Source organism: Paenibacillus zeirhizosphaerae, from assembly GCF_030705605.1.
Taxonomy (GTDB): Bacteria; Bacillota; Bacilli; order Paenibacillales; family Paenibacillaceae; genus Paenibacillus; species Paenibacillus zeirhizosphaerae.
Map to the genome: position 1 here is coordinate 142,529 of NZ_JAPCKK010000011.1, position 26,443 is coordinate 168,971.

Annotated in this window: 24 protein-coding genes; 10 read left to right on the plus strand and 14 right to left on the minus strand. The window is 52.6% G+C overall.

Going from position 1 to position 26,443, the window contains the following annotated elements; translation table 11 throughout:
- Positions 1-129: 129 nt before the first annotated feature.
- Positions 130-1,080 (minus strand): nucleoside hydrolase, encoded by a 951-nt coding sequence (locus tag OIN60_RS05365; RefSeq protein ID WP_305753822.1) that lies wholly within the window; start codon positions 1,078-1,080, stop codon positions 130-132.
- 232 nt (positions 1,081-1,312) lie between these two features.
- On the opposite strand from OIN60_RS05365, the gene OIN60_RS05370 reads away from it, so the two are divergent.
- Entirely contained in the window at positions 1,313-1,942 is a 630-nt protein-coding gene (locus OIN60_RS05370) for a hypothetical protein (protein ID WP_305753823.1), read from the plus strand.
- Positions 1,943-2,214: 272 nt separating this feature from the next.
- Here the strand turns inward: OIN60_RS05370 and OIN60_RS05375 are convergent, their stop codons facing one another.
- Positions 2,215-2,763 (minus strand): MarR family winged helix-turn-helix transcriptional regulator, encoded by a 549-nt coding sequence (locus tag OIN60_RS05375; RefSeq protein ID WP_305753824.1) that lies wholly within the window; start codon positions 2,761-2,763, stop codon positions 2,215-2,217.
- Complete coding sequence (locus OIN60_RS05380) at positions 2,753-5,086, minus strand: ATP-dependent DNA helicase (protein WP_305753825.1); 2,334 nt, start codon at positions 5,084-5,086, stop codon at positions 2,753-2,755. The genes OIN60_RS05375 and OIN60_RS05380 overlap by 11 nt, the downstream gene beginning before the upstream one ends.
- 304 nt (positions 5,087-5,390) lie before the next feature.
- Between OIN60_RS05380 and OIN60_RS05385 the strand changes: the two genes are divergently transcribed.
- Positions 5,391-5,567: an aspartyl-phosphate phosphatase Spo0E family protein gene (locus tag OIN60_RS05385; protein ID WP_305753826.1), complete on the plus strand. Its 177-nt coding sequence runs from the start codon at positions 5,391-5,393 to the stop codon at positions 5,565-5,567.
- 246 nt (positions 5,568-5,813) lie between these two features.
- On the opposite strand, the gene OIN60_RS05395 is transcribed toward OIN60_RS05385, so the two are convergent.
- The gene (locus OIN60_RS05395; protein ID WP_305753827.1) at positions 5,814-6,548 is read right to left on the minus strand and encodes a TetR/AcrR family transcriptional regulator C-terminal domain-containing protein; all 735 of its coding nucleotides are present in this window, start codon (positions 6,546-6,548) and stop codon (positions 5,814-5,816) included.
- Positions 6,549-6,678: 130 nt separating this feature from the next.
- Between OIN60_RS05395 and OIN60_RS05400 the strand changes: the two genes are divergently transcribed.
- Positions 6,679-7,044, plus strand: a complete 366-nt coding sequence (locus tag OIN60_RS05400; protein WP_305753828.1) for a VOC family protein — start codon at positions 6,679-6,681, stop codon at positions 7,042-7,044.
- A gap of 71 nt (positions 7,045-7,115) precedes the next feature.
- Here OIN60_RS05400 and OIN60_RS05405 read toward each other — a convergent pair whose 3' ends face one another.
- The 4 genes from OIN60_RS05405 to OIN60_RS05420 all read right to left on the minus strand — a co-directional run bounded on the left by OIN60_RS05405 (position 7,116) and on the right by OIN60_RS05420 (position 12,133).
- Positions 7,116-8,804, minus strand: coding sequence for a glycerol-3-phosphate dehydrogenase/oxidase (locus OIN60_RS05405; protein WP_305753829.1), 1,689 nt, complete (start codon positions 8,802-8,804; stop codon positions 7,116-7,118).
- 204 nt (positions 8,805-9,008) lie between these two features.
- Positions 9,009-10,502 carry a glycerol kinase GlpK gene (glpK, locus tag OIN60_RS05410; RefSeq protein ID WP_305753830.1) on the minus strand — a complete coding sequence of 498 codons (1,494 nt, stop codon included), beginning with the start codon at positions 10,500-10,502 and terminating at the stop codon, positions 9,009-9,011.
- A 40-nt stretch (positions 10,503-10,542) separates the two neighbouring features.
- Positions 10,543-11,364: an MIP/aquaporin family protein gene (locus OIN60_RS05415; RefSeq protein ID WP_305753831.1), complete on the minus strand. Its 822-nt coding sequence runs from the start codon at positions 11,362-11,364 to the stop codon at positions 10,543-10,545.
- Between the two features lie 211 nt (positions 11,365-11,575).
- Positions 11,576-12,133, minus strand: a complete 558-nt coding sequence (locus tag OIN60_RS05420) for a glycerol-3-phosphate responsive antiterminator (protein WP_305753832.1) — start codon at positions 12,131-12,133, stop codon at positions 11,576-11,578.
- 275 nt (positions 12,134-12,408) lie between these two features.
- Between OIN60_RS05420 and OIN60_RS05425 the strand changes: the two genes are divergently transcribed.
- The 7 genes from OIN60_RS05425 (at position 12,409) to OIN60_RS05455 (ending at position 19,032) form a co-directional block, all read left to right on the plus strand.
- The gene (locus OIN60_RS05425) at positions 12,409-13,293 is read left to right on the plus strand and encodes a PRD domain-containing protein (RefSeq protein WP_305753833.1); all 885 of its coding nucleotides are present in this window, start codon (positions 12,409-12,411) and stop codon (positions 13,291-13,293) included.
- Complete coding sequence (locus OIN60_RS05430) at positions 13,290-13,796, plus strand: PTS sugar transporter subunit IIA (protein ID WP_305753834.1); 507 nt, start codon at positions 13,290-13,292, stop codon at positions 13,794-13,796. The genes OIN60_RS05425 and OIN60_RS05430 overlap by 4 nt, the downstream gene beginning before the upstream one ends.
- Positions 13,797-13,827: 31 nt before the next feature.
- Positions 13,828-15,285, plus strand: coding sequence for a PTS transporter subunit EIIC (locus OIN60_RS05435; protein ID WP_305753835.1), 1,458 nt, complete (start codon positions 13,828-13,830; stop codon positions 15,283-15,285).
- 474 nt (positions 15,286-15,759) lie between these two features.
- A complete protein-coding gene (locus OIN60_RS05440; protein WP_305753836.1) occupies positions 15,760-17,034 on the plus strand; it encodes an ABC transporter substrate-binding protein in 1,275 nt (424 codons plus the stop codon).
- 32 nt (positions 17,035-17,066) lie between these two features.
- On the plus strand, positions 17,067-17,942 hold the full coding sequence (locus OIN60_RS05445; RefSeq protein ID WP_305753837.1) for a carbohydrate ABC transporter permease: 876 nt from the start codon (positions 17,067-17,069) through the stop codon (positions 17,940-17,942).
- A 22-nt stretch (positions 17,943-17,964) separates the two neighbouring features.
- Positions 17,965-18,792, plus strand: a complete 828-nt coding sequence (locus tag OIN60_RS05450; RefSeq protein WP_305753838.1) for a carbohydrate ABC transporter permease — start codon at positions 17,965-17,967, stop codon at positions 18,790-18,792.
- A 111-nt stretch (positions 18,793-18,903) separates the two neighbouring features.
- Positions 18,904-19,032 (plus strand): hypothetical protein, encoded by a 129-nt coding sequence (locus OIN60_RS05455; RefSeq protein ID WP_305753839.1) that lies wholly within the window; start codon positions 18,904-18,906, stop codon positions 19,030-19,032.
- A 69-nt stretch (positions 19,033-19,101) separates the two neighbouring features.
- Here OIN60_RS05455 and OIN60_RS05460 read toward each other — a convergent pair whose 3' ends face one another.
- The 6 genes from OIN60_RS05460 to kduI form a co-directional block, all read right to left on the minus strand.
- Positions 19,102-20,829: a hypothetical protein gene (locus OIN60_RS05460; RefSeq protein ID WP_305753840.1), complete on the minus strand. Its 1,728-nt coding sequence runs from the start codon at positions 20,827-20,829 to the stop codon at positions 19,102-19,104.
- Positions 20,830-21,091: 262 nt separating this feature from the next.
- Positions 21,092-22,384, minus strand: a complete 1,293-nt coding sequence (locus OIN60_RS05465) for an MFS transporter (protein WP_305753841.1) — start codon at positions 22,382-22,384, stop codon at positions 21,092-21,094.
- A 65-nt stretch (positions 22,385-22,449) separates the two neighbouring features.
- The gene (locus OIN60_RS05470; RefSeq protein WP_305753842.1) at positions 22,450-23,601 is read right to left on the minus strand and encodes a winged helix-turn-helix domain-containing protein; all 1,152 of its coding nucleotides are present in this window, start codon (positions 23,599-23,601) and stop codon (positions 22,450-22,452) included.
- A gap of 187 nt (positions 23,602-23,788) precedes the next feature.
- Entirely contained in the window at positions 23,789-24,565 is a 777-nt protein-coding gene (gene kduD, locus OIN60_RS05475) for a 2-dehydro-3-deoxy-D-gluconate 5-dehydrogenase KduD (protein WP_305753843.1), read from the minus strand.
- A gap of 103 nt (positions 24,566-24,668) precedes the next feature.
- A complete protein-coding gene (locus OIN60_RS05480; protein ID WP_305753844.1) occupies positions 24,669-25,316 on the minus strand; it encodes a bifunctional 2-keto-4-hydroxyglutarate aldolase/2-keto-3-deoxy-6-phosphogluconate aldolase in 648 nt (215 codons plus the stop codon).
- 21 nt (positions 25,317-25,337) lie between these two features.
- Positions 25,338-26,168 carry a 5-dehydro-4-deoxy-D-glucuronate isomerase gene (gene kduI, locus OIN60_RS05485; RefSeq protein WP_305753845.1) on the minus strand — a complete coding sequence of 277 codons (831 nt, stop codon included), beginning with the start codon at positions 26,166-26,168 and terminating at the stop codon, positions 25,338-25,340.
- Positions 26,169-26,443: the final 275 nt, after the last annotated feature.

Sequence of the window (26,443 nt, forward strand, 5' to 3'; positions counted from 1 at the left end):
TCGTGAAATGGCAACCCACAGCACTATATATGTAATTTTTGTGCATGAAAGGCGAACAATATGTCGAAAGTTGGTGAAATAAGTCCTATTTTTGACCTTTAAGAAGGGTCAAAAGAAATAAGGACAGGCTTAATACCGCTGCGGAGCAGCTTTTTTCGCCAAATCTGTCATGTAGTCAAAAAAGCTCTCCGGCTCGGTATCGTAAACCAACTGGACCGGACGACCGTCCGATACAGCGACCGTTCTGCCCTGGCTTGGCCCAGCGGAGATCACCGTGCAGTTGACCGTTTTCTTTCTCACCAGGTCCGGGCGGCCGACGGAAGCCGTTGTCAGCACATCCCACAGATAGTAAGTGGAATTGTTCTCGCTATAGACGAGCGGTGGACAGCCTGCGTAGCAGTTGCCAAGGAAATCAACGCCTTCGTAACGGCGTTCCGATGCCCAGCGTCTGCGCACGGCCGGAGTCAGCGGCACTTTGTTCGTGCTCTCCAGCGCAACCAGATCGATTTCGATCCCGCTCTGCCATACGCGCAGCGCAGCTTCCGGGTCCCAATACACATTCCATTCTGCTGTCCCGTCATGCTCCGGTTCTTCCACGTTGCCCTTCTCGAAGGTTCCTCCCATCCAGACAAGCTTCTCGATTTTATCCTCGATATCAGGCGCCTCATCCAATGCGCGTGCCAGGTCGGTCAACGGCCCGGTAAAGAGCAGCAGCGTTTTCCCTTCCGCCTCACGAACCTTCTCAATCAGATGACGATGCGCAGGAAGCTCGGACAACGGGGCCTCCATACGGCCCGACTCATTCAGGATCGGCAGGGCGTCTACATAGAACGAATGGATGCGCCAGGCTGCGGGGAACGGATTTTTACCACGTGAGTTGGATTTGGCCACCTCGATGGTTCCGTCCCCGAAGCGGTCGATAATTTTACGGCTGGCGTCTGTAGCCGGCTCCAGATAACCGTCCGCAGGAATGACAGATACCCCAGTCAGGCGCACATCCTCCATTTGCAGCAACATGAACAGCGAGACCAGATCGTCTACGCCTCCGTCATGGTTGAAATATACGTTTTTAAGTGTCATATGTGAATTCTCTTCCTTTCTTCGCGCATATATACGAATCTGCAATTATTATGAAGCATCTGTCGTGTCCCGTAAACTCGAACCTGTTCCGCATTTTTTCGATACATACGTTCATCTTCTTGTAAATATCTATAGTTATACGGTAAATGTCGCTTCGAATTCTGTGGTATTGGTTTATGAACATTATATGTAATATAAAATCGGTCCGCAGGGCCATGAAAGGAGAATGACAATGATACCACATACAATAGAAGAGCTGGACCACATACGGCGGGAATGCAGATCCATGGTAACCAAACGAGCCATCGCTTCGGGAGGAACAACTCTGATTCCGCTTCCCGGCGCGGATATATTCGCAGATGTAGGCATTCTGATGCAGCTACTGCCTGACATTAACGCCAAATTCGGCCTATCCGAAAGGGAGCTATCCGGTATGGATACGGAAACGAAGTCCATGGTGTACGGATTGATCACGTCGGTGGGAAGCAAGCTAATCGGGCGTGTCATTACACGGGAGATCATCCTGCACCTGCTGCAGAAGATAGGCCTGCGCATCGCCACCAAACAGGCGGCCAGGTTGGTTCCGCTGCTGGGCCAGGGACTGGCTGCCGCGCTCGGCTTCACCGCCATGCGCATGATCGGCAACCGGCACATTGATGAGTGTTATGAGGTTGCCAGGCGCCTCATGGAGCAGCGCTCCGCAGCGGATAACGCAGCCGAATGGACCGTTTCGCAAACACTGCCCGAGCCGCTTCCGGCAGGCCGTGTAATCCCTCTTCTTCCTGTAGGGGCGGAAAGACGGACAAAGTTGACTCCTGGGCAGGAGGGCCCTATATCATCAGCCGCTCCACGGACAATTTGATAGTCCTTTGTGAAATAAGGGCCTAAAATGGCTTAGGACAGCCCGTTTCAATTATGTTAAACCAAAAGAGGGTTGGCGATGCACAAAAGCAGCGGAGAGAACGAAGCAATTCCGGAAAAGCGAAGCGTTCGCCTTCGGCCCAGAGGGTCGACAGCGATTGTAGGAATGCTTCGTTCTCGGAGCGTCTCACAAACACACGAAAGAGTGCCCCCGGTCAATGGACCTTCTGGGACACCCCTTCATTCTAATGAAAGACTGAAAGCCAGCAGATTTTAATCCTCCGGCTTCTCTTCTTTGGCCAGCCCTCTGCATTCTGGAGTCTGCCATAGCTGGTCGAAGCCAATTTTCATCTTGAAGAGGAGCCGCCGCATCATCTCATGATCCTCCTCCGTGAAATCGGACAGGAGCTTTTCAATCAGGTTCGTGTAGTACGGAATAATATCATCGAGAAAAGCCTGTCCGTGCTCCTTCAGCCGCACCGTCACCATTCTCCGGTCCCCTTTATGCGCCACCCGTTCAATCAGCCCGTCACGCTCAAGACCGTCGATTAAGCCCGTCATCGTTCCTCGCGTCACATCGGCCAACTGCGCCAGCTCCGAAGGTGTCATGTCATGTGGGGCATTACGGGATAGGAGGCTCAATACGATCACCCGGCCCTGAGAGGCGCCCTGCTTGGCCAGGTCGCTGTTCATTTCGCGAAAAATACCGTTCGCCAGTTTGGCAAAAGCCAGAAAAGTCTCAATATCGGAAATATCCGTTTTGGCCTGTCCCAGGTTGCGGAGAATCCCGCGAATAGAATCGTTATGGAAATTAAAATTCATTCTGTACCCTTCCTGTTCCCTTGCCTAATATTCGAAAATGTCTCCATTCCTCCGGTAGAAGCGATACGTACGGCTCCTGAACAAAACGGTCATCCACCAGCACGAGCACCCCTTCGTCCGCTTCCGTCCGGATCAGGCGGCCTCCTGCTTGCAGCACTTTATTCATGCCGGGATATACATAGGCGTAATTGAAGCCGTTCTTGCCCTCACGTTCGAAATAATCACGGAGAATATCCCGCTCCGCGCCGATCTGCGGCAGGCCCACCCCAACGACCACAACACCATTCAGCCGGTCTCCAGGCAGGTCAACACCCTCACCAAATACTCCTCCGAGCACCGCAAAGCCCATCCGAGTCCTCTCCGGGTCGGGCTGGAACGCCGCCAGAAAAGCATCCCGCTCTTCTTCACGCATCCCTGGGCTCTGCACCAGAATCTCTGTATCCGCATCCCGGCTCATGAACTCTTCGGCCACTTCCCTTAAATAAGGATAGGACGGAAAGAAAATCAGCAGATTGCCCCTCTTCTCAGCCGCGAGCGTCTCCAGCATGTCAGCGATCGGTCTTCGCGAACGCTCGCGGTCGCGATAGCGTATCGACAGCGGGAGGAGACGGACATCCCATTGCTCCGGTTGAAAAGGAGACGGGATATGCAGTGTATAATCGTCTTCTCCCGCTCCCAACATGTCCCGGTAGTAAGAGAGCGGAGTTAACGTGGCCGAGAAGTAGATGGCAGACCTGTACCCTTTAACGGCGGAAGCGATCAGAGTGGACGGGTCGAGACAGAACAGCCGTGTAGTCAGGTCCTCGCGTGTATGGACTGAATAGGTCACATACCGTTCATCATACAGCCCTGAAACCCTGACCATGTTTTGCGCAGCAAAATAGGTATCCAGCAGCAGCACATGCACCTCGGCATCCCCTCCAGCGGAAGCAAGCAGCTCCCGCTCGGCTGCACCCGCAAAGGAAGCAAGCAGCTCGACAAGCTCATGAGGCTGCTCTTCGGAGACCTCATAGCCGGATTCCGTCAACGCTTTGCGCAGATTAATGAAATAAGTGTTCACTGCGCCCGCCGCAACGGCAACCTCCGGGTTCAGCGTCTTGAAGGCTCTCTTCAGCTCCAGGAATGCGTATTTGCTGATTTCAGCCGAGAACATCTCGCGACCGCGCTCGACCAAATTATGTGCTTCATCCACCAGCAGGGCGCTCTTCCGCTTATGCTCCTCCATCTGCCGCTTCAATGAGATGCGCGGGTCGAATACATAATTATAATCACAAATCACAGCGTCCGAAGCATACGCAACGTCCAGGGAGAACTCGAACGGACATACGCTGTGCTTCCGGGCATACGCCTCCACGACTGTACGGGTCATGATCGTTTCATTCTCTAGAATGTCAATTACCGCTCCGTTAATCCGGTCGTAATATCCATCACACATGCCGCATTCCCCGGCATCACATGCATGCTCATCCTTGAAGCAAATCTTGTCCTTGGCAGTCAGGGTGATCACATGCAATCGCAGGCCGCGACGCTGCATCAGGGCAAAGGCATCCTCTGCCGCAGCACGGGTTGTAGTCCGGGCAGTCAGGTAAAATATACGCTGAATACCTTCTCCCGTCACCGCCTTCACCGCCGGGTACAGCGTGGAGATGGTCTTGCCGATGCCGGTCGGCGCCTTTGCCAACAGATTCACGCCTTCGGCGATTGTTTTATAGACGGCACCCGCCAGCTTGCGTTGTCCGGCTCTGTACTGCGCAAAGGGAAATTCAAGCGTCCGAATGCTATCATCCCGGCGCTCCTTGTGTTCAGCCAGCAGATGTGCATAGGGTGCGTATGCCTCCAGCAGATGGCGGACGAATTCCTCCAGCTCAGAATGCGAAAGCTGCCGCCGGAAGCGTCTTGTCACCCCGCTCTCCTGCTGGACGTAGGTCAGTTGAACCTGCATGGAAGGAAGCCCCTCTTCCTTCGCAATCATATAGGCGTACAGCATGGCCTGCGCCCAGTGCACAGGCAGTCCGTCTCCTTCCGGTTCTCCGGCGGCACCCGCGAAAGATTTGATCTCATCAACGGTCAAGACGCCATCCAGCTCAATCAGGCCGTCGCAGCGACCTTCCACTACGAAGAGAAGATTCTCATGAACAAGCTCCGCCTTCAGGAGCACTTCCTTCCTGTCTGTCTCTTTATACTGCGCCTGAACGCTTTGATGTACCCTTGTCCCTTCCTGCATGCTGCCTGCAGAACGGAACCCGGGTATGAGGCTGCCGCTGCGGTACACATACTCGACCAGCGGCCTTACTGAAATATGAACCGTTATCCTTGGCTTCATGGGATCACCCGTTCCGGTCTTTATCCTTTCACTTTACCATGCCTTTACCTGAAATGTAAGTGATCTGGAATCCTCAGAACAGCTTAACATGGCAAAAGATGATATATAGACCTCGGTTGGACCAGATAGCGTTGACCGCCATGAGCGCCCATCGAGAGCGTCTCTATTAAAAAGAAATAGAAATAAATGATATATGTTATGGTAAAATATTATAAATTGATGATAAAATGTCGATAAGAATAGAAATCAAAATTTTTACTTCTCTGGGAGTGCATAAGAAGGTCATCTTATGAGGGGGTGCCTTGTGAACCTCAAAGAATTGGAAAAGTTATTGGAGAAAGAACGTCAGGAATTGAACCAGATGGCGAATCAGCATGGCCTCAGAGACAATCGTGTGTTGGACAAGTCGCTTAAGCTGGACAGGATTTTGGATGTATACAACCGGGCTAAGCTAGGGATATTCCGCCCGCCCTTGAATTAACACGGGAAAGCCGTTGTCTTCGTGACAGCGGCTTTTTTTGACTCTCTCCCCGCTCTCCGCTAATCCCTGCTCTCCCGGCTGCTCTTGTGCAGCATGGATTGGGTGAAAAAAATCCACTCACGACACCGGCACCTCGAAAGCATTCGAGCTGAGTCTGCTGACCAGAACGATTTCCAGCATCCCCCTGGTGCTTGCCGAGGTGTTCACACTGGCAAGTGCACCGTTCCTGGTGGAACTGCTGCTCCACTAGGTTGGCCTCATTGATTTCTTCTCATTTCCCTCAGTGAGCTTGACTGAAAATCCGTCTATTAATACACTCAATCCAAAATAAAATTCATTCTCCCAATTGGTTTTAGTGGTATAGGAAGCCAAGCGAATCATATTCGGAAATCGTTCTTCAGGTAATTGGCGATAAAATTGATCATACTGATTGCCCATTTCGTCATATGAGGAATAATGGTTCTTTGCAATGGCCTGTAGTTGGTCCTCTTCAGCGACGAAGCCCAACACATAATTTTTCAGCATAGAGGCGATCCACGGAACGTGGGAATCTGAGAAGCCCGCCGAAACAAGCAGTTGAAACAGCTTTTCGATTTGGGTTAGCCGCTCGTAACCCATTGCAATCGTTTGGCGGAACAACTCAACCGTATCTCGATGAGAGAGAAGGACCCTTCTGAACTGCCCCGCCCATTGATAAATTTGCTCCTGCCAAGACAGAGATATTTCCGGCCAAACCATTTCTCCGCTTATCCGATCCGAAAGCATCTGCATCAATTCTTCTTTATCTTTGACATGGTAATATAAGGATGCTGTTTTCACTCCTAATTTATCCGCTATTTTCCTCATGCTTAATTCTTTCAAGCCAATCTCGTCCAATAACCACAGGGCGGTTTCCAGGATTCGAACCCGGTCAAGAGGAATATGACCTGTGCCTTCCTCGTTTACCGAGTTCGGCAGCCAGGTGATTCGTCGTCTCGCCAATGCGTTCACCTCTTTCACTTGACAAGTATACCACAGCCCTTTATTCTAACATCATTAGATTATTCTAACACCATTAGAAAATGGGGTTGAGCATCCCGCGAGAGATCCTCTCAGAAAAGGAGATCATCAAATGAAACTTAGCCATTTGAACTTATGTGTTTATGATGTGTCAGAAGCAGTCGTATTTTTTCAAAATATTTTCGATTTTCAACTCTTAGATCAAAAAGGGGATTTCATTGCCGGGATGACTGACGGTCATGGGTTCAATTTAGTTCTTAGCAAACTACGGTCCGACCATAACGAAGCTCTTTACCCTAAGGACTTCCATCTGGGATTTTATGTAGAAACGATGACCGAAGTAGATCATTTCTATGAGAAACTGGTGGCAGCCGGCATTGCGTCCGAACATGAGCCTAGAATGATCAGAGGTGGTTACACTCTGTATTTCACAGCTCTTGATGGGATTCTTTTCGAAGTGACCTGCTATAATTGTTAAGAATTGGGCGTTGCTTCAACAATTCTGCCTAAACGTATAACGAGGCTGCCAGGCGGCAGCCTCGTTATCATTTAACCAACCGTCACTACGCTCTTCTCGTCTTCAGGCACCACGGCATAATGCAGCTCCGTATCCAGCTCCTCCGTATACTGTCTATGCTGCTCCGCACTCCAGCCGCCGCGTTCGGCCATGAGCGCAATCACCTGTGTCTTCCACCGCATCACCCAGGCAATGTTGAAGAAAAGCGCACCGGTACGGCGGATGAAGAAATCAGCCGGAGTGACCGCCATCTCCTCTTCCATGGCATACAGCAGCGGTACTCTCACCTCATCGGGAAGCTGCTCCTCGGCCCGGGTCTGCTTCGCCCGGGCTGCAATAGCGAACACCCGCTCGATGTTAGAGCCGTACCGCTTGGCCCAAGCCTCCGCGAGCGCACGCGGCACACCATAAGAAGCGCCCTTGTCGGCAGTCGAGCGCACGAAGCTCTCAAATCCCTTCGAGCCGCCTACGTCACCGCCGGAAATGGGCAGATCTTTCGTAATCGCCCCGCCATAGGAGACTCCCGTCCGTTCCTTCAGCAGCTCCACCGCTCGGTCCACGACCATTTCAGCCATTTTACGATAGCCTGTCAGCTTGCCCCCTGCAATAGTGACCAGTCCGGATGCCGACTCCCAGATTTCATCCTTGCGGGAAATTTCCGACGGGTCCTTGCCCTCTTCATAAATAAGCGGACGCACGCCTGCCCAGCTTGATTCCACATCAGCTTCAGTAATCTTCACATCCGGGAACATATAATTGATCGCATTGATAATATAAGTGCGGTCTGCCGTAGTCATTCGTGGATGGGCCGCATCCGCCTTATATACCGTGTCCGTCGTGCCCACATAGGTTTTACCTTCACGCGGAATCGCGAATACCATCCGGCCGTCCGGTGTGTCGAAATAGATGGCCTGTCGGAGCGGAAAACGTTGCTGGTCAAAGACCAGATGCACACCCTTGGTCAACTGCAGCGTCTTGCCTTTCTTGGACCCGTCCATTTCACGCAGCGAGTCTACCCATGGCCCTGCCGCATTAATGACCAGCGTTGCCCGCACATCGTAGCCTTCGCCGGTTACGCGGTCTGTCACATGGGCCCCGATCACACGGCCGTTCTCATAGAGCAGCTTGGAGACCTTGGCATAGTTGACCGACAACGCGCCGCTGGAGATCGCCTTCTTCATGACTTCAATCGTCATCCGGGCATCATCCGTCCGGTATTCCACGTAGGTGCCGCCGCCCTTCAAGCCTTCACGCTTCAGCAGCGGCTCCTTGGCGAGCGTCTCCTGCGCATCGTGCATCCGCCGCCGCTCACTGTGCTTGACACCTGCCAGCCGGTCGTATACCTGCAGCCCGATGGAGGTTGTGAACTTGCCGAACGTTCCCCCTTTATGCATCGGCAGCAGCATACGTTCCGGCGTCGTAACATGCGGTCCGTTCTCATAGACGATGGCGCGCTCCTTGCCGACCTCAGCCACCATCCCAACTTCAAATTGCTTCAAATAACGCAGCCCCCCGTGAACGAGCTTCGTGGAACGGCTGGAGGTCCCTGCCGCAAAGTCCTGCATTTCCGCCAGCGCCACCTTCATGCCGCGCGTAGCCGCATCAAGCGCGATGCCCGCTCCTGTGATCCCGCCGCCGATGACCAGCACGTCGAAATGCTCTCCGGCCATCCGCCGCAGCAGCTTGGTCCGTTCGTTTCCCGCAAATTGAACTGTAGTCATATCATTTCCCCCCGGTTCTTAGTTTAAATACACCCAGCTAAGCTTGTTTTAGCGCGAAAATAAAAAGAGACCACGAAATGCACCGCAGCGGTTGGCCGGGTGTATCGTGGTCTCTCCGAATCTCCTGACAAGGATATTAACTTGTATCCATCGTAACATACTGCCGTTGAAAAATAAACGTCAAATCCGCAGCATTATGTTTTATTATTTAAACGCCATGGCGGCATGAACCGCCTTCTGCCAGCCTGCATACAGACGCTCACGTGTACCCTCATCCATGGCCGGCTCAAAGGACCGATCCACCTTCATATGCGTGCGCAGCTCATCAAGATCCTTCCAGAAGCCAACAGCCAGACCGGCCAGGGAAGCCGCTCCCAGCGCCGTCGTTTCGTGAACCGCCGGACGCTCTACAGTGGAGCCGAGAATATCGCTCTGGAACTGCATCAGGAAGTTGTTCAGTACCGCGCCGCCATCGACCTTCAACGCTGTCATCTTGATGCCCGAATCGCTCTCCATCGCCGTCAGCACATCCCGGGTCTGGTAGGCCAAGGCCTCCAGCGTAGCCCGTATGAAATGCTCCTTGGTCGTGCCGCGCGTCAATCCGAACATAGCCCCCCGGACATCACTATCCCAATACGGGCTGCCCAGCCCTACGAAGGCAGGAACCATATACACCCCATCGGTGGACTCTACACGCGATGCATAAGCCTCGCTTTCCTTCGCATCCTTGAACATACGCAGTCCGTCGCGCAGCCATTGGATGGCCGAGCCAGCCACAAAAATACTGCCTTCCAGCGCATACTGCACCTTGCCCTCTTCCAATCCCCAAGCGATGGTCGTAATCAGCCCGTGCTCGGATTCAACCGGCTGATCACCTGTATTCATCAGCATGAAGCATCCCGTGCCATACGTGTTCTTGGTCATGCCTTTATCATAACAAGCCTGCCCGAACAGGGCCGCCTGCTGGTCGCCAGCCGCTCCCGCGATCGGCACATTCTCGCCGAAGAAATGATAATCAACCGTATGGGCATACACCTCGGAAGAAGGACGCACCTGCGGAAGCATGCTTTGCGGCACACCCAGAATGTCCAGCAGCTCTTCATCCCACTTCAATTCATGGATGTTGTACATCAGCGTTCTGGCAGCATTGGAATAATCCGTTACGTGCGCCTTGCCGCCGGAGAGCTTCCAGATCAGCCAGGTATCAATCGTGCCGAACAACAGCTCGCCGCGTTCTGCCTTCTCACGCGCACCTTCCACATGATCCAGAATCCACTTCACCTTCGTACCGGAAAAGTAAGCGTCGATCAGCAGCCCGGTTTTGCGGCGGAATACATCGTTCAGCCCCTGCGCCTTCAGCCCTTCACAGATTTCGGCGGTCTGACGCGACTGCCATACAATGACGTTATATACCGGAAGACCGGTTTCTTTATCCCACACTACGACCGTTTCACGCTGGTTAGTGATACCAATGCCAGCGATTTGAGCGGCTTTGATGCCCGATTCGGACAGACAAGAAGCGATTACGGCGAGAATGGAGCTCCAAATTTCATTAGCGTTCTGCTCCACCCAGCCCGGCTGAGGGAAATATTGCGGAAATTCCTGCTGCGCCGTATAGACAATTTCTCCCTCACGATTGAATAAAATAGCCCGTGAGCTGGTCGTTCCCTGATCCAGCGACATAATATATTTTTCCATAAATATCATCCCCCTATATGGTCAATGGTCATTGAATAAATCACGCTACCAGTTTGTTTGCGGTTTTGGCATCCCGCTTGCGCCCAGCCTGCAAAGCGATGCCGAGGACAATCACGATGAGAATGAGCACCGCCCAGAACGCCGGGTACAGAACTCCTTTAAATACAGCACTGTAAAAAAGTCCTCCGAACGAGCCGCCGAGCAGCGGACCCACAACCGGAATCCACGAATATCTCCAATTGGAGCTGCCTTTGCCCGCGATGGGCAGCAGGAAGTGCGCGAGACGCGGCCCCAAATCCCGGGCAGGATTAATGGCATAACCCGTTGTTCCGCCCAGGGACAACCCGATGCTGACAACCAGGAAGCCGACGAGCAGCGGATTAAGTCCTTCTGTAAATGCATTGGCCCCCAGGGCCTGAAGAGCAAGCACGAAAATAAACGTCCCGATCATCTCGCTGAGCACATTCGAAAACGGATGATCAATCGCCGGTCCGGTGGCAAATACGCCAAGCTTCGCGCCCGGATCATCGGTTGCCTTCCAATGCGGCAGGTAATGCAGATAGACAATTGCTGCACCGGCCATCGCGCCAATCATTTGAGCGATAATGTAACCGGGTACGTCTGCCCAAGGAAATGCTCCCTGGAATGCCAGCGCCAGCGTCACCGCCGGATTCAGATGCGCTCCGCTGATGCCGCCAACCGCATAAACCGCAAACGCCACCGCCAATCCCCAGCCCATACCGATGACAATCCAGCCGGAGCTCTGCGCGAACGATTTGTTCAATGCAACCCCGGCACAGACCCCCGCACCGAGTGTAATTAGAATCATGGTCCCCACCAATTCCGCTAAAAATGGCGTCATACTCGTATACCCCCTTAGTTTCCTAATGTTCTTAATTTCCCTCATTTAACATGCGTGCAAACCCTTACAACCGCACAAAAAAAGAAGAGCACACATAACGCCCCCCATGCTGCAGCATGGGATGTCTGTGTGGCTCTCCTCGTCTCCGTCACGGTGTATTAACTTGAATTGATCATATCGTAACATGTAAGCGGTGTCAATATGATTTTTTTCATAGCGCGTAATGGTCAAACAAATTCTTGTTCGAGGTGGTTACCGCTGTAGCCCCGGCCGCGAGCGCCATTTCCACATCCTTAACACTGCGAATCAGGCCGCCGGCAAGAATGGGGATGCCTGTCCGCTCATTGACCTCCGCGATCATGTGCGGCATAACACCAGGCAGCACCTCTATAAAGTCAGGCTGTGTTTTCTCGACCAGCGCATAGCTTTTCTCCAGAGCGATCGTGTCCAGCAAAAACAGACGCTGAATGGCCAGAATCCCCTTCTTCTTGGCGGTTGTAATCACCCCGGCACGAGTGGAAATGATGCCAAACGGCTTAATCTCCTGGCACAAATACTGTGCCGCATATTCGTCATTCTTCAAGCCCTGCACCAGATCGGCATGCAGCAGCATGTTCTTCTCCCTGCCACGGGCCATCTGATACAGGCTGCGAAGCTGCGCCACATGTGTATCCAGAAATACACCGTATTGGTAATTGCTCTCCAAGATCGACTCAAACTGCTTCATATGCTTAGCAGCCGGTATAATCTGCTGTCCGTAAAATGCCATATTTCGCCTCCCGTAAATGTACCTTTTCACTATGAGTATAGCCTATATTAACAACGAACGGGCAGATGACAAAATTACTGTTGACGGTGTCAGATTAGCTTCTATATTATGTAGGAAAGAAGGCTTAGGTAATTTCATACACATTGGCGTGTTACCACCCCAGAGGGCATGAGCCAAGAAGCGAACATGAGACCGTACTCGCTCGCTTCTTGGCTCTTTTTGCTGTTCCTATAAGCACAGAGGCATTTATTTTAGAAGCGAGGAGGCGGTGAACCGTGAGTAAAGGAATGATGCTGCAGGTGGAGCGGGTTGTCGGCAGCAATATAGTTCTGGCCCGGTCGCACCAGAACACCAAGGAGTACGTGCTGATCGGCAAAGGACTGGGATTTGCATTCAAAGGGGAAAGCACCGTTCAGGCCGATGATCCGCGGATTGAGAAAAGGTTCCGGCTGGAGGACCGGGAGGAGTGGGGCCAGGCGCAGGAGCTGATGAAAGACTTGGACCCCAAGGTCATCGACATCTCTGACCGGATCATCCGTCTCATCGCCGACCAATTTCCCGGCAAGCTGAATGACAAGGTCTACCTTGCTCTTCCGAGTCATATCCAGTTCACCTTATACAGGCTCCGCAACGAGATGGAGATTCTGAATCCTTTCCTTATGGAGACCAAGCTCAGCTTTCCGAAGGAATTCGAGATCGCCTCGGAAGCGGCAGCCATGATCGGAGAAGCCTTTGGCGTAGAGGTCCCGGAGGATGAAGCCGGATTCCTGACGTACCATGTGTATTCCTCCGTTAATCACGTCCCTGTCGGACAACTGGTCAAGGTATCGAATGTGATCAGCAAGCTGCAGTCCATCATTGAAGAGGAGGGCGGCATCCGCTTCGAGCAGGGCAGCCTTAGCCAGGCGAGGCTCATGATACATCTGCGTTTTTCCATGGAACGCCTATATCAGCAGCCGATGACGGCCCCCACCTTCGCACAATATGTGCAAAACGAGTACCCGTCCGAACACAGGCTGGCCAGAAAGCTGAGCGCCGTGATGGCCGAGGATCTGGGCACAGAGGTTCCCGAGGAAGAAACTGCTTTTCTCGCCATGCATTTATACCGTCTCTTTCAGACACATGCCAAAATCCACAACAGGAAGGACAACACGAAATGATCTGGAAATGGAAAAAAAACAAGCCAACTGAAGAAGCTGAGGTTATATCCATCGCCTCCCCGCTCACCGGAGCCTGTGTCAGTCTGGAGGAAGTGCCTGACGAGGCTTTCGCACAAGGAGCTATGGGGCCAGGTGCCGCAATGATTCCCCAGGAGGGCAGACTTGTTGCTCCCATCGACGGGAAAGTGGTGCATCTGATCAAATCGCATCATGCCGTGATGCTTGAGCATGCTTCCGGGCTGCAATTGCTGCTGCATATCGGCATCAATACCGTCAGCCTGAAGGGACAGGGCTTTACGCCTCAGGTCCAGACGGGGGATCAGGTCACGGTCGGGCAGACCCTGATCGAATTTGATCTGAGTGCCATAACATCCGCTGGTTATCCTGTCATCACCCCTGTCATCATTGCGAATACCGCAGAACAGCAGTGGCAGGCGCATCCGAACTACGGCAACGCAGAAGCAGGCTTGGGAACCATCATGAAAGTCAGCTTGCCCAAATAAGATAGATTAAAAAACAGAGAGGAAGAACAATATGCTAAAAGCACTGCAAAAACTGGGAAGATCCTTGATGCTGCCTGTGGCAACACTACCTGCGGCAGGAATACTTCAAGGCTTCGGCTTGCTGAACTATGAAAAGGATATTCCGCTCGGACCTGTGGTAGGGGGATTTCTCAACCAATATGTAGCTCCGTTTCTGAACCAAGGCGCTGGGGCGATCTTCGGCAACCTTGCGCTCATCTTCGCCATCGGAGTGGCGATCGGGTTGGCGGGGGATGCGGTCGCCGCGCTTTCCGCCCTGATTGCTTATATGGTGCTCACGCGGATTCTGGGCGCGGTTCCGGGCGTATTCGGCTACATTCCGGACGATGTCAAGCTGGATATGGGCGTACTGGGCGGTATATTTGCCGGGTTACTGGCAGCCTACATGTATAAAAGGTATCACGGCATCAAGCTGCCCGACTGGCTCGGCTTCTTCTCTGGCAAGCGCTTTGTGCCGATGGCCACGGCTGGATCTATGCTCGTGCTGGCCATCCTGATCGGTATGATCTGGAGCCCGATTCAAGACGCGATTGGCGTGTTCGGCGCCTGGATTGTCGGCTTCGGCGGTGTTGGCTCCATGGTCTTCATGATCGCCAACCGTTTGCTGATCCCACTTGGTCTGCACCATGTCCTCAATTCTATCGCCTGGTTCCAGATCGGAGATTATACGAATGCAGCCGGGGAAGTTGTGCACGGCGACCTGACTCGTTTCTTTGCCGGAGACCCTACGGCAGGCATGTTCATGTCCGGCTTCTTCCCGATTATGATGTTCGCTCTTCCAGCCGCGGCTCTTGCCTTGATTCATACAGCCCGGCCTGAAAAGCGTAAAATGGTCGCATCGATCTTTATCGGAGCCGCCCTGGCCTCTTTCCTGACAGGGATCACCGAACCGCTTGAATTCTCGTTCATGTTCGCGGCACCTCTGCTGTATGTGGTGCACGCCGTCCTGACCGGGGTGGCGGGACTGGTTATGTACCTGCTGAATGTGAAGCTGGGCTTCGCCTTCTCGGCAGGCCTGATCGACTACCTGGTGAACATGAAGCTGTCGACCAATCCGCTGCTCATGATCCCGGTCGGACTCGCGTTTGCAGTCGTCTATTACTTCCTGTTCCGGTTCATGATCGTCAAGTTCAACCTGAAAACACCGGGCCGTGAGGATGAAGTCTACGATGCCGATGCCCGCAGTGATGCTTCTACTGTTGCGGCAGCATCTGCTGACTCCAAGGCGGGCAAGGTGCTCGCCGAGATCGGGGGAACGGATAATATCGAGAGCATCGACGCCTGCATCACCCGCCTCCGTCTTGTCGTCAAGGACGACAAAGCCGTGAACGACCAGGCGCTCAAGCAGCTCGGCGCTTCCGGAGTCATGAGACTCGGTGGCGGAGCCGTGCAGGTCATCTTCGGCACCCAATCCGAAATCCTGAAGGACGAAATTAAGAAGCTGATGTAACGCTCCTTCTCTTTTGAGCTAAAAGGTCGAGAACCAGGGGAAATATACCTTGGTTCTCGACCTTTTTTTGTGTTAACCAAGAAGCGCAGGGGATTCTTCCGATTGGCGATATTTTCTTTTGGCTTGTGAGGTAGGGGTGAGCACGGAGCAGCGGAGAGGACGAAGCAATTCCGGAAAAGCATCAGCGTTCGCCTTTGCCCCAAAATTTCTTCCGCTAAAACATAAATTTGAAATTTGGGGGCAACTGCGATTGAAGGAATGGTTCGTTCTTGGAGCGTCTCCCCTTGCTTACAAAGCACCTTCTTCCGAATATGCCGGTCCATATTTGAATTTTATCGCACAATTAACGCACATCATCCGATCCCAAGCTCATACAATAACAGACATAAGCAGCATACATCGCATTCACTGCCTCGCCCTGGTATAAACACACCGGAAACATGGTCATATTCAGACTTCAAGGGGGTATGTTGTATGAAATTAATCTTAATCTTATGTCTTATTCTGTTGTTCCTCATTCTCTGCGTGCTCAGCGCATGCAGTCCATCTTACTCACCGGGCGCTTCTTCATCAAACGAAAAAAAGATAACGCTTACATTATGGTATTGGAACCGCTCTATCGACGATAACCTGATTGCCAAGGCGGAAAAACAGTTTCCCAACATCCAAATCAATGCACAGAAGATCGGCGGTGACTTCAAAGCCAAACTGAAGACCACGCTGGCCGCCCGGACAGGCGAGCCGGATATCGTGGCCTTGAACGATTGGATGCCGGAGCTGTTTACGAGCGCGGACCGCTTTTATGATCTGTATGAGCTGGGTGCTGCCGACCTGCAGGATCAATATTTGGAATGGAAATGGCAGCAGGGCGTAACGCCTGAAGGTAAAATGATCGCTTTTCCCATGGATACAGGTCCGACCGCACTATTTTACCGCAGTGACCTGTTTGAGCAGGCCGGCCTGCCCGGTGACCCAGAGGAGGTCAGCACCTCCATCCGCACCTGGGGGGATTACATGGCTGCGGGTGAGCAGTTGCAGCAGAAGCTGGGAAGCGGCGTATTTTTAACCGATAATATTGGCAACGTTTACAACCAGGTGCTGGCGCAAAGCTCCGCACTGTACTTCAAGCCTGACGGCTCTTTTATCGGTGACCAGTCAGAGGCCGTCCGGCACGGTTGGCAGACTGCGGTCAACTTTCATCAGAAACAACTGCTTGCCAACGCCGACGGCTGGACGCCAGAATGGAACGCCGCCGTGAATAATGGAAAAGTCGCCTCCTTCGTCGGAGCCGTCTGGATGAAGCAGGTGCTCATGGAAGCCGCCCCGGACACGGCCGGAAAATGGCGGGTAGCGCGCGCTCCTGAAGCGGACGGCAATCAAGGCGGCTCCTTTCTCTCGATTCTTAAATCCAGCAAGCATCCCAAAGAAGCCTTCCAGGTGCTGAACTGGCTGCAAAACCCGGAAAACCAGCTTCGCGCCTATGAAAGCATTGCTCTCTTCCCTTCCACACCGAGCGTGTTCGACGATCCGGCGATGAAGAAGCCTGAGCCCTTCTTCGGGAACCAGGCTACCGGCCTCGTGTTCGCCGAATCGGCACGCAACGTCAAAACCGTCTTCTTCGGCGAGCGCCATCCCGTCATCCACGGCATCATGACCCGCCGCCTGGCCAACATCGCCAAACAAAATGACAATCCGCAGACGGTCTGGGCCGAGACACTGCACCGCATTGAGCGGGAGCTGCAGCGCTAGGGGAGCGAGATCTTGTGAAAAGGAGGAGCAACATGCTGAGAGAACTATGGAAGCACCGTGCCTTGTACACCGCGATTTCACCTTTTTATATTCTGTTTGCGGTATTCGGCCTCTTCCCGGTCGGCTTCTCTCTCTATCTGGCGTTCCATAAATGGGATGGCATCGGGGAAATGACCTACAACGGCTGGGGCAATTTTCGTTATATGGTGACGGACAATGAATTCTGGCAGGCTGTTGGCAATACGCTGCTGATCTGGGTGTACTCGACGATTCCCATGCTCTTTTTCGCCCTGATCATTGCGTTCCTGCTGCATGCCCCATTTGTCAAAATGCGCACCTTGTGGCGTGTCGGCTTCTTTCTGCCCAATGTGACCTCCATTGTTGCCGTAGCGATCATTTTCGGAGCCCTGTTCGCCAACAACTTCGGCTTCCTCAACTTTATCCTGCAGACGCTGGGGCTGCCGATGGTGCAATGGCTGAATGTCCCGTGGGGCATCCAGATTGCGATTTCCTCCATGGTCGTCTGGAGATGGACCGGCTATAACGCGATCATTTACCTGGCGGGCTTACAGAGCATTCCGCATGTGCTGTATGAAGCTGCCAAAATCGACGGGGCCACCGGCATGCAGGCCTTCTTCCGGGTGACCATCCCGATGCTGCGTCCCGTCATTTTATTCACGGTCATTACATCCACCATCGGCGGCATGCAGCTCTTTACCGAGCCGCAGGTGCTGGTGGGCAATGACGGCGGGGCGGGTGCCAGCGGCATGACGATCGTGCTGTATTTATACAGAGAATCGTTCGTCAACAACTATTTCGGTTATGGAGCGGCTGTCGGCTGGGGGATGTTCCTGATCATCGCGCTGTTCTCCATGCTGAATTGGAAGCTTGTACAGGGCAAAAAATGACGCGAAAAGGAGGTCCTGCGGCATGATGCAGGCAAAGACAAGGACCGCTCTGTTATACGCCGGACTGCTGGCTGGGATGATCATCTCCATGTTCCCTTTTTACTGGCTTATGGTCATGTCTACACGAACCACTTCGGATATTTACCGTTTCCCTCCACAGCTCTGGTTCGGAAGCCAGTTCTGGGATAACATCTCCCGGGTGATGCAGCAGATTGACTTTGCGGGGGCTTTTTTCAATACATTGTTTGTTGCCGGATCGGTGACCTTGCTCGTTCTGTTCTTCGATTCCCTGGCCGGCTTCGCCTTCGCCAAATTCGATTTTCCCGGTAAAAAAGCTTTATTCATCATCCTGCTGGCGACCATGATGGTGCCTTCCCAGCTATCGCTTGTCCCTTCCTTTGTCATGATGGCTGCCTTCGGCTGGGTGGGTACGTTCAAGGCTCTGATTATACCCGGTATGGTCAATGCATTCGGCATCTTCTGGATTCGCCAATACGCAGAGGAGTCGATCCCTAGCGAGCTGCTGGACGCCGGACGCATGGACGGGTGCGGCTTCTTTCGCCTCTACTGGAATGTCGCCCTCCCCATTCTGCGTCCGGCGTTCGCCTTCCTCGGTGCCTTCACATTCATCGGAGCATGGAATGATTATTTATGGCCGTTGATCGTGCTGACAGACGAACACAAGTTCACGCTGCAAATCGCCCTTTCCCAACTGAACGGAATTTACAATACAGATTATGCCATGGTCATTTCCGGGACGCTGCTGGCGGTGCTGCCCCTGATTATCCTGTTTCTGTTCATTAGCCGCCAGTTCATCTCCGACATCGCTGCCGGGGCCGTCAAGGATTAGGAGGTCTGAATTACAGCTCAGGAGTTCAGCAGCGGTCTGGCACAGATCGGGATTTCGGCGGATTACGCAGAATTCCTTGCCAGCCTCGAAGAAGGAATCCGCAGAGGCGGTGTGGAAGATCAAGTCACAGATACCGTGGAACGGGTTACGGGAAGACGGCCCAAATCACTGGCTGAATTTGCGGCCGAGCATGTTGGCGTATGGACGACGGACAATACGAATCCGGCTCCTTCAATGTAAACCGGCAATAAACTGCATTAAGGGATTGCCCCCACCACATACATGGGAGGGCAATCCCTTACTTATGCCTTACATGTTGATCGCAGTGGTTACCGTCCAATTCAGGAAGTCATAGGTCCTGGTCTCCAGGCCATGCTTCAGTACCAGCTTAGAACTGTTATAATCCTGATGCATCCACGGGTTATCCAGCAGGGGCCAGTTGGTGTAGCTGACGGCTTTACCGTTAATTTTGCGGGATGTGCCGTACACAATTTCCATTTCCGCTCCCGTCAGGCTTTTATAATAAATGCGCGGATTGGCTCCATCAATTCCGCTGAAATCCACGACAGTGTTCGACAGAACCGCCTCAATAAAACGCTCCAGCTCGCTAAGGGCGGTGCCGCCCGCATAACCTGCCACAGGTGCCGTTTCTACAATGACCCCATTCTTGGCTCCGTCACTGCGCAGCGCCCTTTCAAGCCCGCCATATCTCCAGGATTCGGTACCGCATGTCCAGTTATAGGGTTTGGCTGTCCGGACTGCGAGCATAACCTTGCCAGCATGGAAGAAAATCCATCCGTTCCGCTCCACCGCATTCTGTTCGATGGTTGCCTTAATTCCGTTATAGGAGACCGGACCGTCAATCCAGGTGTTCGAGCCGATCATATTGTATACCGCCAGCATCGTCCCGTCGTTCTGCAGCACTTCTTCCATATTCGTACCGCCGATCCAGTATTCACTTGCAGACGGATCCAGATTAATTGTTTCCGAGTAATGCTGCTTCATAAAGAAGGTGTTCGGCTCATCATCATACGAATCACCGACCCATTTGAGCCCCCAACGGTGTAGTTGGTTCTGGGCTTGCCGATTATCCTTTTGGCCAAAGACGGCATAATCCGGCGTAATATAGCAGGTTTTGTAAGGGTTGTTGCTGTTTCTCGCCATTCGTTCCTTGTGAGTATACGTTGTACTGCGGTCTGTGGCGATGCGGGTAAAAATGGACGGAAGCTCATATTCCGACAATGCAAACGGAATGCTGGTGAATTTCAGATTCGTTTCATTGCCGAGGTACATCGGCTTGCGGCTGTCCCCGAACAGCATCCATAGCTGTACTGCGCTCTCATCCAGTGTAATGGCCGGCTCCTGCTGCGCGTTGTATGTCCGTCCTTGGCTTGTGACCCAGTATCCGTGCAGCCATTCTCCGACAATGCTCGCAAAATACCATTCCAGCGTCAGCCTGACCATCTCGCGCAGCGTCGTGTCCGTGCAATATTCGGTCACTAACAACAGCGGCCCGGTATGGTGAACAAAATAAGTGGGAGAATCATACTCCCAATATCCCTGCGTCACAATCTTCGGCAGCTCGGACAGCAGATAGCTTCTGGCAATCGCTGCGTAATTAGCCGGATAATCGCTCCATTCCTGTGCGCCGATCACCCCTATGGCGGCATACATCAGCCGGTGGTTTTCCGTCGTGCCAAGCAGCCCCGTCCCATCCGCGTTCAGTATATTGAAACTCAGCATCTTACTCTTTACCTTGGCCTGCATTTCAGTGGTGTAGTACTGCTTGTATTTCATATACGCTTCCATCACATTCATGCCCCAGAACATATCCTGATTCCGGTTCAAATGAATGTTCACGTATTCCTGCCCTGTGTTAATGTTACCTAGGGCAAACTGGGCCATAGCCGCATAGCCGCCCACCTTCCGGCCCTGATCATACTCCGTATAGGGATAACCCAATGCCGCCACATCATCAATAATGATCTGTTTGCGTTCTTGCAGTGTTTCCAGCAATACAACCTCTGCGTTAGCCATAATTTTCAACCACTCTCCCATGATATTTTAAGTTTAAGGAGTAAGTAGTTCATGATGCAGATCGGATAGCAATAAGTGCACAATTATGTTATGAAATGAATTGTTGGACTCAGAGGTGAAAGAATTATCGTAATCATATTCGATCTTTTTTTTCTTTTCAATCCATTTTTCTTTAACATTAAAATAATATATTTTATGATAAAATTTGAGGATTTTCCACAAACAAAAAGCGCGATATTTCACGCTCACACAGCACGCTTCGTCAAAGTGCCCCCCTCTTTTCTGTGAGCTCTCCCTTGTCCATTCTCCCCCACATACGGAACCTGAGCAGAACACCGCCGAAGCCCATGCAGGCAACCGATAAGCCTATCCAGAAAAAAGCCGCACTGACTCCCGCCTCCTGTATCCACACACCTCCGAGAAGGGGGGCCGTGATCATAATCATTCCCATGAGCGTGCTCTGGATGCCGAACACCCGGCCTACCATCGCTGCGGGTGTACCTGTCTGCAGAATATACGTCTGCGTGATCATGCTGACTCCATTCCCGATGCCTATCATCATCCCGACAACCAATATCACAGGCAGTCCTACTCCAGGCCTCATCAATCCCAACGCCGCGATTCCGCACCCGATCAGCAACGCTCCTCCGCCCAGACCCCAGCCGGGAGACACATGCCGGAAACGCCTCATAATCAGCATACTGCCCACACCTCCGAAGCCAAGCGCAGAAATCAGCCAGCCCATCAGCGATTCATTCCCCGGCGCGAGATAGCGTAGCAGTACGGCAAATTGGTAATCGATCATAAGAATAGCCGTCATACCCATGAAAATGAACAGCAATGTGCTGAGCAGAAGCCGATTGCCCAGCAGGAGCGTCCATCCTGCCCGCCATTCGGCCAGAAAATGCTCTTTCACAGGCTCCTGTCCGCCATCACCCGCGTCTGCAGCTCCACCGATCCGGCGTAAAGGCCAGAGCAGCGCACAGGAGGACAGCCGCATAAGCGCATTCAGCATAATGCTGGCCTGCGGGGATAAAAGCGCGAGCGTCACCGCACCAAGCAGCGGACCCGCAACCTTCGCGCTCTGGTTCGCGAGGCCGTTCCATGACGAAGCCTGCAAAAGTTCGCCATCTGCCACCACCCTGCGCGTCAGCCCCTGCTGGGCAGGTAACTGAAAGACACCAGCAGTGGCCCGTGTGGCCAGCAGCGGCAGCAGCCAAGCGATATCTGGCGCGAATAAAATCAATACAGTCAGCAGTGCGGCGATCAAGTCACAGGCCATCATCAGGCGCGCCTGATGAATACGGTCGGCAAGCGCCCCAGCGAAGGACCCGAGCACAAGTCCCGGCAGCGCGATCACTATGGGGATCAAGGCAATAATCATCGGGTCCACTCCCCATCTGTAAGCTATCAGCACTTGAATCGCAATGGCGTCAAACCAATCGCCAAGCGAAGCCATCGCGTGCGCGGCAAACATAAGGCGGAAGGGGCGGCTTCTCCAGCCCCCCGCTTTCCGGGCACCCAGCTTCTCCTCTGCATACACTTCCGTTTTCATACCAGCGATCATCTCCTGTACTTTCTGAATAGGGATGATCATAACGGAAGTTTGTCAGAAGAATATCAGACAGTAGCCAAGGTATGTTCAAGCCAGGACGCAAGCTGCGGGCGCAGGATGGAAAGCTTGTTGTCCCGATCCAGCCCCCCATAGACACGTTTGTATTTATTTTCTAATCGTTCGTGCGGACAATGCAGCTCCAAATACCGGACAATCTGGCATACGGCCTTGATTTTCATTAGCTCCTGTCCCGCCGCATCCAGAATCCTGATCCCCTCATCCACCAGCTTCTCCGCCTCTACGGCATGACCTTCACGAAGATGCCATAATCCTTTGAAAATAGTGTAGCGCCCCCGCTCCCGCAGGTAGGGCATCTCCTCCAGCATAGCTTCAATACGGCCCAATTGTTCATGGACTTTCACAAGCTGTCCGGCGGACAGATGCAAGTATACCTCCGTGATCGCAACAGGAAGTATAAACCCGTCCAATCGATCTCTCTTTACAATTTCGTGCGTGCGAGGCAGCAGCCTGGCAGCCCGTCCCGGCTCGTCGTTCTCGATATAAGCCTCCAGTATATTCAAATGACGCAGCTCCCTTGCATGCGACGAGGGAAGAACGCCGGTGGCGAGCGCCCGCTCACACTGCTGCACCGTATAAGGCGTAACCGGGCCCGTGGCCCAATACAAGATCAGGCACCAATACAGGAGAACCCCAGCGGGGAGCTCCTTTTCCTCCAAAAACCAGCCGATATCCGCTTTAACAAAATGGGCGTACATCCGGTACAGAGGAGTTAGCTCAAATCCGAGCTGCTCCTCCTGCGCGGCCAGCGTCTGGAGAGAAGTCCCCTGCCCAAGCAGGTGATATCTCTGCAGCAGTATGTGCACAGCCTCCTGCATTCGAGAGTCGTTCAAGGAAGGCAGCAACCTCTCCCCTACAGGTACCCGAATCAGCTTGTAGCCCAGACCTCTGACCGTATGAATGGAGAGCCCGCTCCAGCGGCGCAGCTTTTTGCGCAGTCTGTACACATGATCGTCCACCGTTCGCTCCACCGGATATTCCATGGGCCATACATGATCCAGAAGCTGCTCCCTGGTGAATATCTGATTGCAGTGATCGTACAAAAAACGCAACAGCGCAAATTCCTTGGCCAGCAGCGTTACACTCTCTGTGCCATAGGTGACTTTGCAGCCATCCGTCTCAAACTTCAATTCATTCATTTCGGTCCCTCCGCTCTAACTCGCATTTAGCAGAGCATAGCATATTCGTCTCCTCGCGGTCATGCCGCTTGCAGGAAAAAAGCAGGGCATACAACTTCTCCTGTATGCCCTGCTCTTAGCCATTAGCGCGACTGCTGTTTGGAAATTATACACAAAAAACAATAATATAAGTATTTAAAATTCGTTGTTATCTGACGAGCCAGCCACCGTCAACGACCAGCACATGACCATTCATGTAGTCGGAAGCACGGCTGCACAGGAATACCATAACTCCCATCAGGTCGAACGGCTTCGCCCAGCGCCCTGCAGGTATACGGGAGAGAATCTCCTGGTTGCGGGCTTCGTCGGCGCGTATCGGCGCAGTGTTAGCTGTCTCGATATAACCAGGTGCGATAGCGTTGATTTGCACATTATGGATGGCTAACTCATTGGCAAATGCTTTCGTAATTCCGGCTACGGCATGCTTGCTTGCCGTGTATGGAGGCACGAACTTGCCGCCTTGGAAGGCGAGCATGGAGGCAACGTTAACGATTTTGCCGCTCTTCTGCTCTACCATGATTTTGGCAACTTCCTGGCTGAGGAAGTATACGGAATTCAGGTTGATTTCCATGACCGCGTTCCAGTCTTCCTCTCTATATTCAAGCAGCGGCGCTCTGCGGATCGTACCCGCATTGTTGACCAAAATATCGATTTTACCGTACGCATCCACACATGCTTTGACTACACCTGTACGCGCTTCCTTATCGGTCAGATCAGCCTGGTGGAATACCACCTCGGAGCCTTCCTTTTCAATCAGACCGCGGGTTTCCTCCCAATCCTGATCATACGTCACAATGAACAGGTCAGCGCCTGCCTTGGCGAGCGCCACCGCATAACCTTGTCCGAGCCCGGTGTTGCCCCCGGTGACGATTGCCGTTTTACCTTTCAGGCTGAAAAAATCCATCGAAAATGCATCCAATTCCATTATTAACCCTCCAATTTATCTTAAAATTAAAACAATTGACAGTCTGCCTGCAGCCGCTCAAAACTGATGCCGGTGCAGGCAAACTATTGAATCCGTTTCTAGGTTACTTCTGTGCTCCGATCGCTTGTGCCGCTTTGGCTACATACTGGGCAGCGGTTTCGGTGATCAGATCATAACGGTTGTCGCGTGCAGGCGCGGTCAGATTACCACCGATGCCGACCGCAATACAGCCGTTGCGCAGCCATTGCTCAATGTTGTCCAAATCCACGCCGCCGGTCGGCATGATCTGCACATGCGGGAGCGGGCCTCTCACAGCTTTGACAAAATCAGGACCGAGCGCGCTGCCTGGGAACAGCTTCAGCACATCCACGCCGAGCTTCAACGCCTCTTTCATTTCCGTGATCGTCATGCAGCCGGGCATGTAGGGAATGCTGTACAAATTGCACATTTTGGCCGTTTCTTCATCAAATGCGGGACTCACCACAAATTCGGCTCCAGCCATAATAGATATGCGCGCGGTCAGCGGGTCGAGCACAGTACCGGCACCGATCACTGCTTGGTCTGAAAACGCAGCCTTCAGCTTCTTGATGACCTGATCCGCATCAGGCGTCGTGAAGGTAAGCTCAATATTCGTGAGGCCACCTTCGATACAAGCCTCCGACATTTTGTAGGCTGATTCAGGATCGTCTGCACGGATGACCGCGACTACGCCCAGTGACTTGATGTTTTGCAGCACCTTCATTTTGATCATACTAATTCTCCTTTCAGGTGGTTAACGCAGCTCATCCATAGCTACCGCGTCCATATCCTTGTAAGTGTAGTTCTCACCGGCCATAGCCCAGATGAACGTGTAGTTGCTTGTGGCCGCTCCGCAGTGGATGGACCAAGGCGGGGAAATGACCGCCTCTTCGTTCTTCATCACAATATGGCGGGTCTCTGTTGGCTCACCCATCATATGGAACATTCTAGCATTCTCATCCAACTCAAAGTAGAAATACACTTCCATCCGGCGGTCATGCGTATGTGTAGGCATCGAGTTCCACACACTGCCTGCATTCAAGGCAGTCATTCCCATGACTAGCTGGCAGCTTTGAATGCCGTCCTCGTGAATGTATCTGCGCAGCACTCGGCTGTTGGCTGTTTCCGGGGAACCAAGCTCCTCGGCAGGAACGGTCTTGAATTCCTGCTTTTGCGTAGGATAGGTTTTGTGGGCAGGGGCAGAGGCAATATAAAATTTGGCGGGCTGCTCGCTTGCATCACTTTCAAAAATAAGCTCCCTGCTACCCAGTCCGACATACAGACAGTCCTTCGGGTTCAGCGCGTAGACTTCTCCATCCACTCGGACCGAGCCGCTGCCGCCCACGTTGAAGATGCCGATTTCACGGCGCTGCAGGAAATAGTCAGCCTTGATTTCATTGTAGCCTTTCAATTCAACGGGCTCATTAACCGGATAAATCCCCCCGATAACGACACGGTCCTCCAGGGTGTAACACAGCTTCACTTCATTAGGAACGAACAGATCCTGCACCAGAAACTGGCCGCGCAACTGTTCTGTAGTAAATGTCTTAGCATGCTCCGGATGGATGGCATAACGCTTATCCATAAAACCAAACCTCCATTTAGATAAAATTTTATTTTATGTTTACTAATCAATACCCTTACACCGCAAAATACTAAATAGTATTATAGGTTATGTCAATGCAATAACGCATGTTTTAGTGTGAAAATTATTTTATAAAGCGGTTTCGTGACAAATATAAGAACAAAAAAGACGAATTTCATGATTTATCGAAAGAAGTCTTTTTATTATTGTTAAAAACCGGTTTATGTGATACCTTCAATTTGATCAGCACGCGTGTGCGTTTTCATCACTATAGA

Coding starts and splice junctions, on each gene's coding strand:
- OIN60_RS05405 (WP_305753829.1), bottom strand. CDS start 8,804: ATGACTACAGTTCAATTTGCGGGAAACGAACGGACCAAGCTGCTGCGG.
- OIN60_RS05375 (WP_305753824.1), bottom strand. CDS start 2,763: ATGAATTTTAATTTCCATAACGATTCTATTCGCGGGATTCTCCGCAAC.
- OIN60_RS05470 (WP_305753842.1), bottom strand. CDS start 23,601: ATGAATGAATTGAAGTTTGAGACGGATGGCTGCAAAGTCACCTATGGC.
- OIN60_RS05430 (WP_305753834.1), top strand. CDS start 13,290: ATGATCTGGAAATGGAAAAAAAACAAGCCAACTGAAGAAGCTGAGGTT.
- OIN60_RS05460 (WP_305753840.1), bottom strand. CDS start 20,829: ATGGCTAACGCAGAGGTTGTATTGCTGGAAACACTGCAAGAACGCAAA.
- kduI (WP_305753845.1), bottom strand. CDS start 26,168: ATGGATAAGCGTTATGCCATCCATCCGGAGCATGCTAAGACATTTACT.
- OIN60_RS05420 (WP_305753832.1), bottom strand. CDS start 12,133: ATGGCATTTTACGGACAGCAGATTATACCGGCTGCTAAGCATATGAAG.
- OIN60_RS05435 (WP_305753835.1), top strand. CDS start 13,828: ATGCTAAAAGCACTGCAAAAACTGGGAAGATCCTTGATGCTGCCTGTG.
- OIN60_RS05365 (WP_305753822.1), bottom strand. CDS start 1,080: ATGACACTTAAAAACGTATATTTCAACCATGACGGAGGCGTAGACGAT.
- OIN60_RS05445 (WP_305753837.1), top strand. CDS start 17,067: ATGCTGAGAGAACTATGGAAGCACCGTGCCTTGTACACCGCGATTTCA.
- OIN60_RS05480 (WP_305753844.1), bottom strand. CDS start 25,316: ATGATCAAAATGAAGGTGCTGCAAAACATCAAGTCACTGGGCGTAGTC.
- OIN60_RS05440 (WP_305753836.1), top strand. CDS start 15,760: ATGAAATTAATCTTAATCTTATGTCTTATTCTGTTGTTCCTCATTCTC.
- kduD (WP_305753843.1), bottom strand. CDS start 24,565: ATGGAATTGGATGCATTTTCGATGGATTTTTTCAGCCTGAAAGGTAAA.
- OIN60_RS05415 (WP_305753831.1), bottom strand. CDS start 11,364: ATGACGCCATTTTTAGCGGAATTGGTGGGGACCATGATTCTAATTACA.
- glpK (WP_305753830.1), bottom strand. CDS start 10,502: ATGGAAAAATATATTATGTCGCTGGATCAGGGAACGACCAGCTCACGG.
- OIN60_RS05400 (WP_305753828.1), top strand. CDS start 6,679: ATGAAACTTAGCCATTTGAACTTATGTGTTTATGATGTGTCAGAAGCA.
- OIN60_RS05370 (WP_305753823.1), top strand. CDS start 1,313: ATGATACCACATACAATAGAAGAGCTGGACCACATACGGCGGGAATGC.
- OIN60_RS05380 (WP_305753825.1), bottom strand. CDS start 5,086: ATGAAGCCAAGGATAACGGTTCATATTTCAGTAAGGCCGCTGGTCGAG.
- OIN60_RS05465 (WP_305753841.1), bottom strand. CDS start 22,384: ATGAAAACGGAAGTGTATGCAGAGGAGAAGCTGGGTGCCCGGAAAGCG.
- OIN60_RS05450 (WP_305753838.1), top strand. CDS start 17,965: ATGATGCAGGCAAAGACAAGGACCGCTCTGTTATACGCCGGACTGCTG.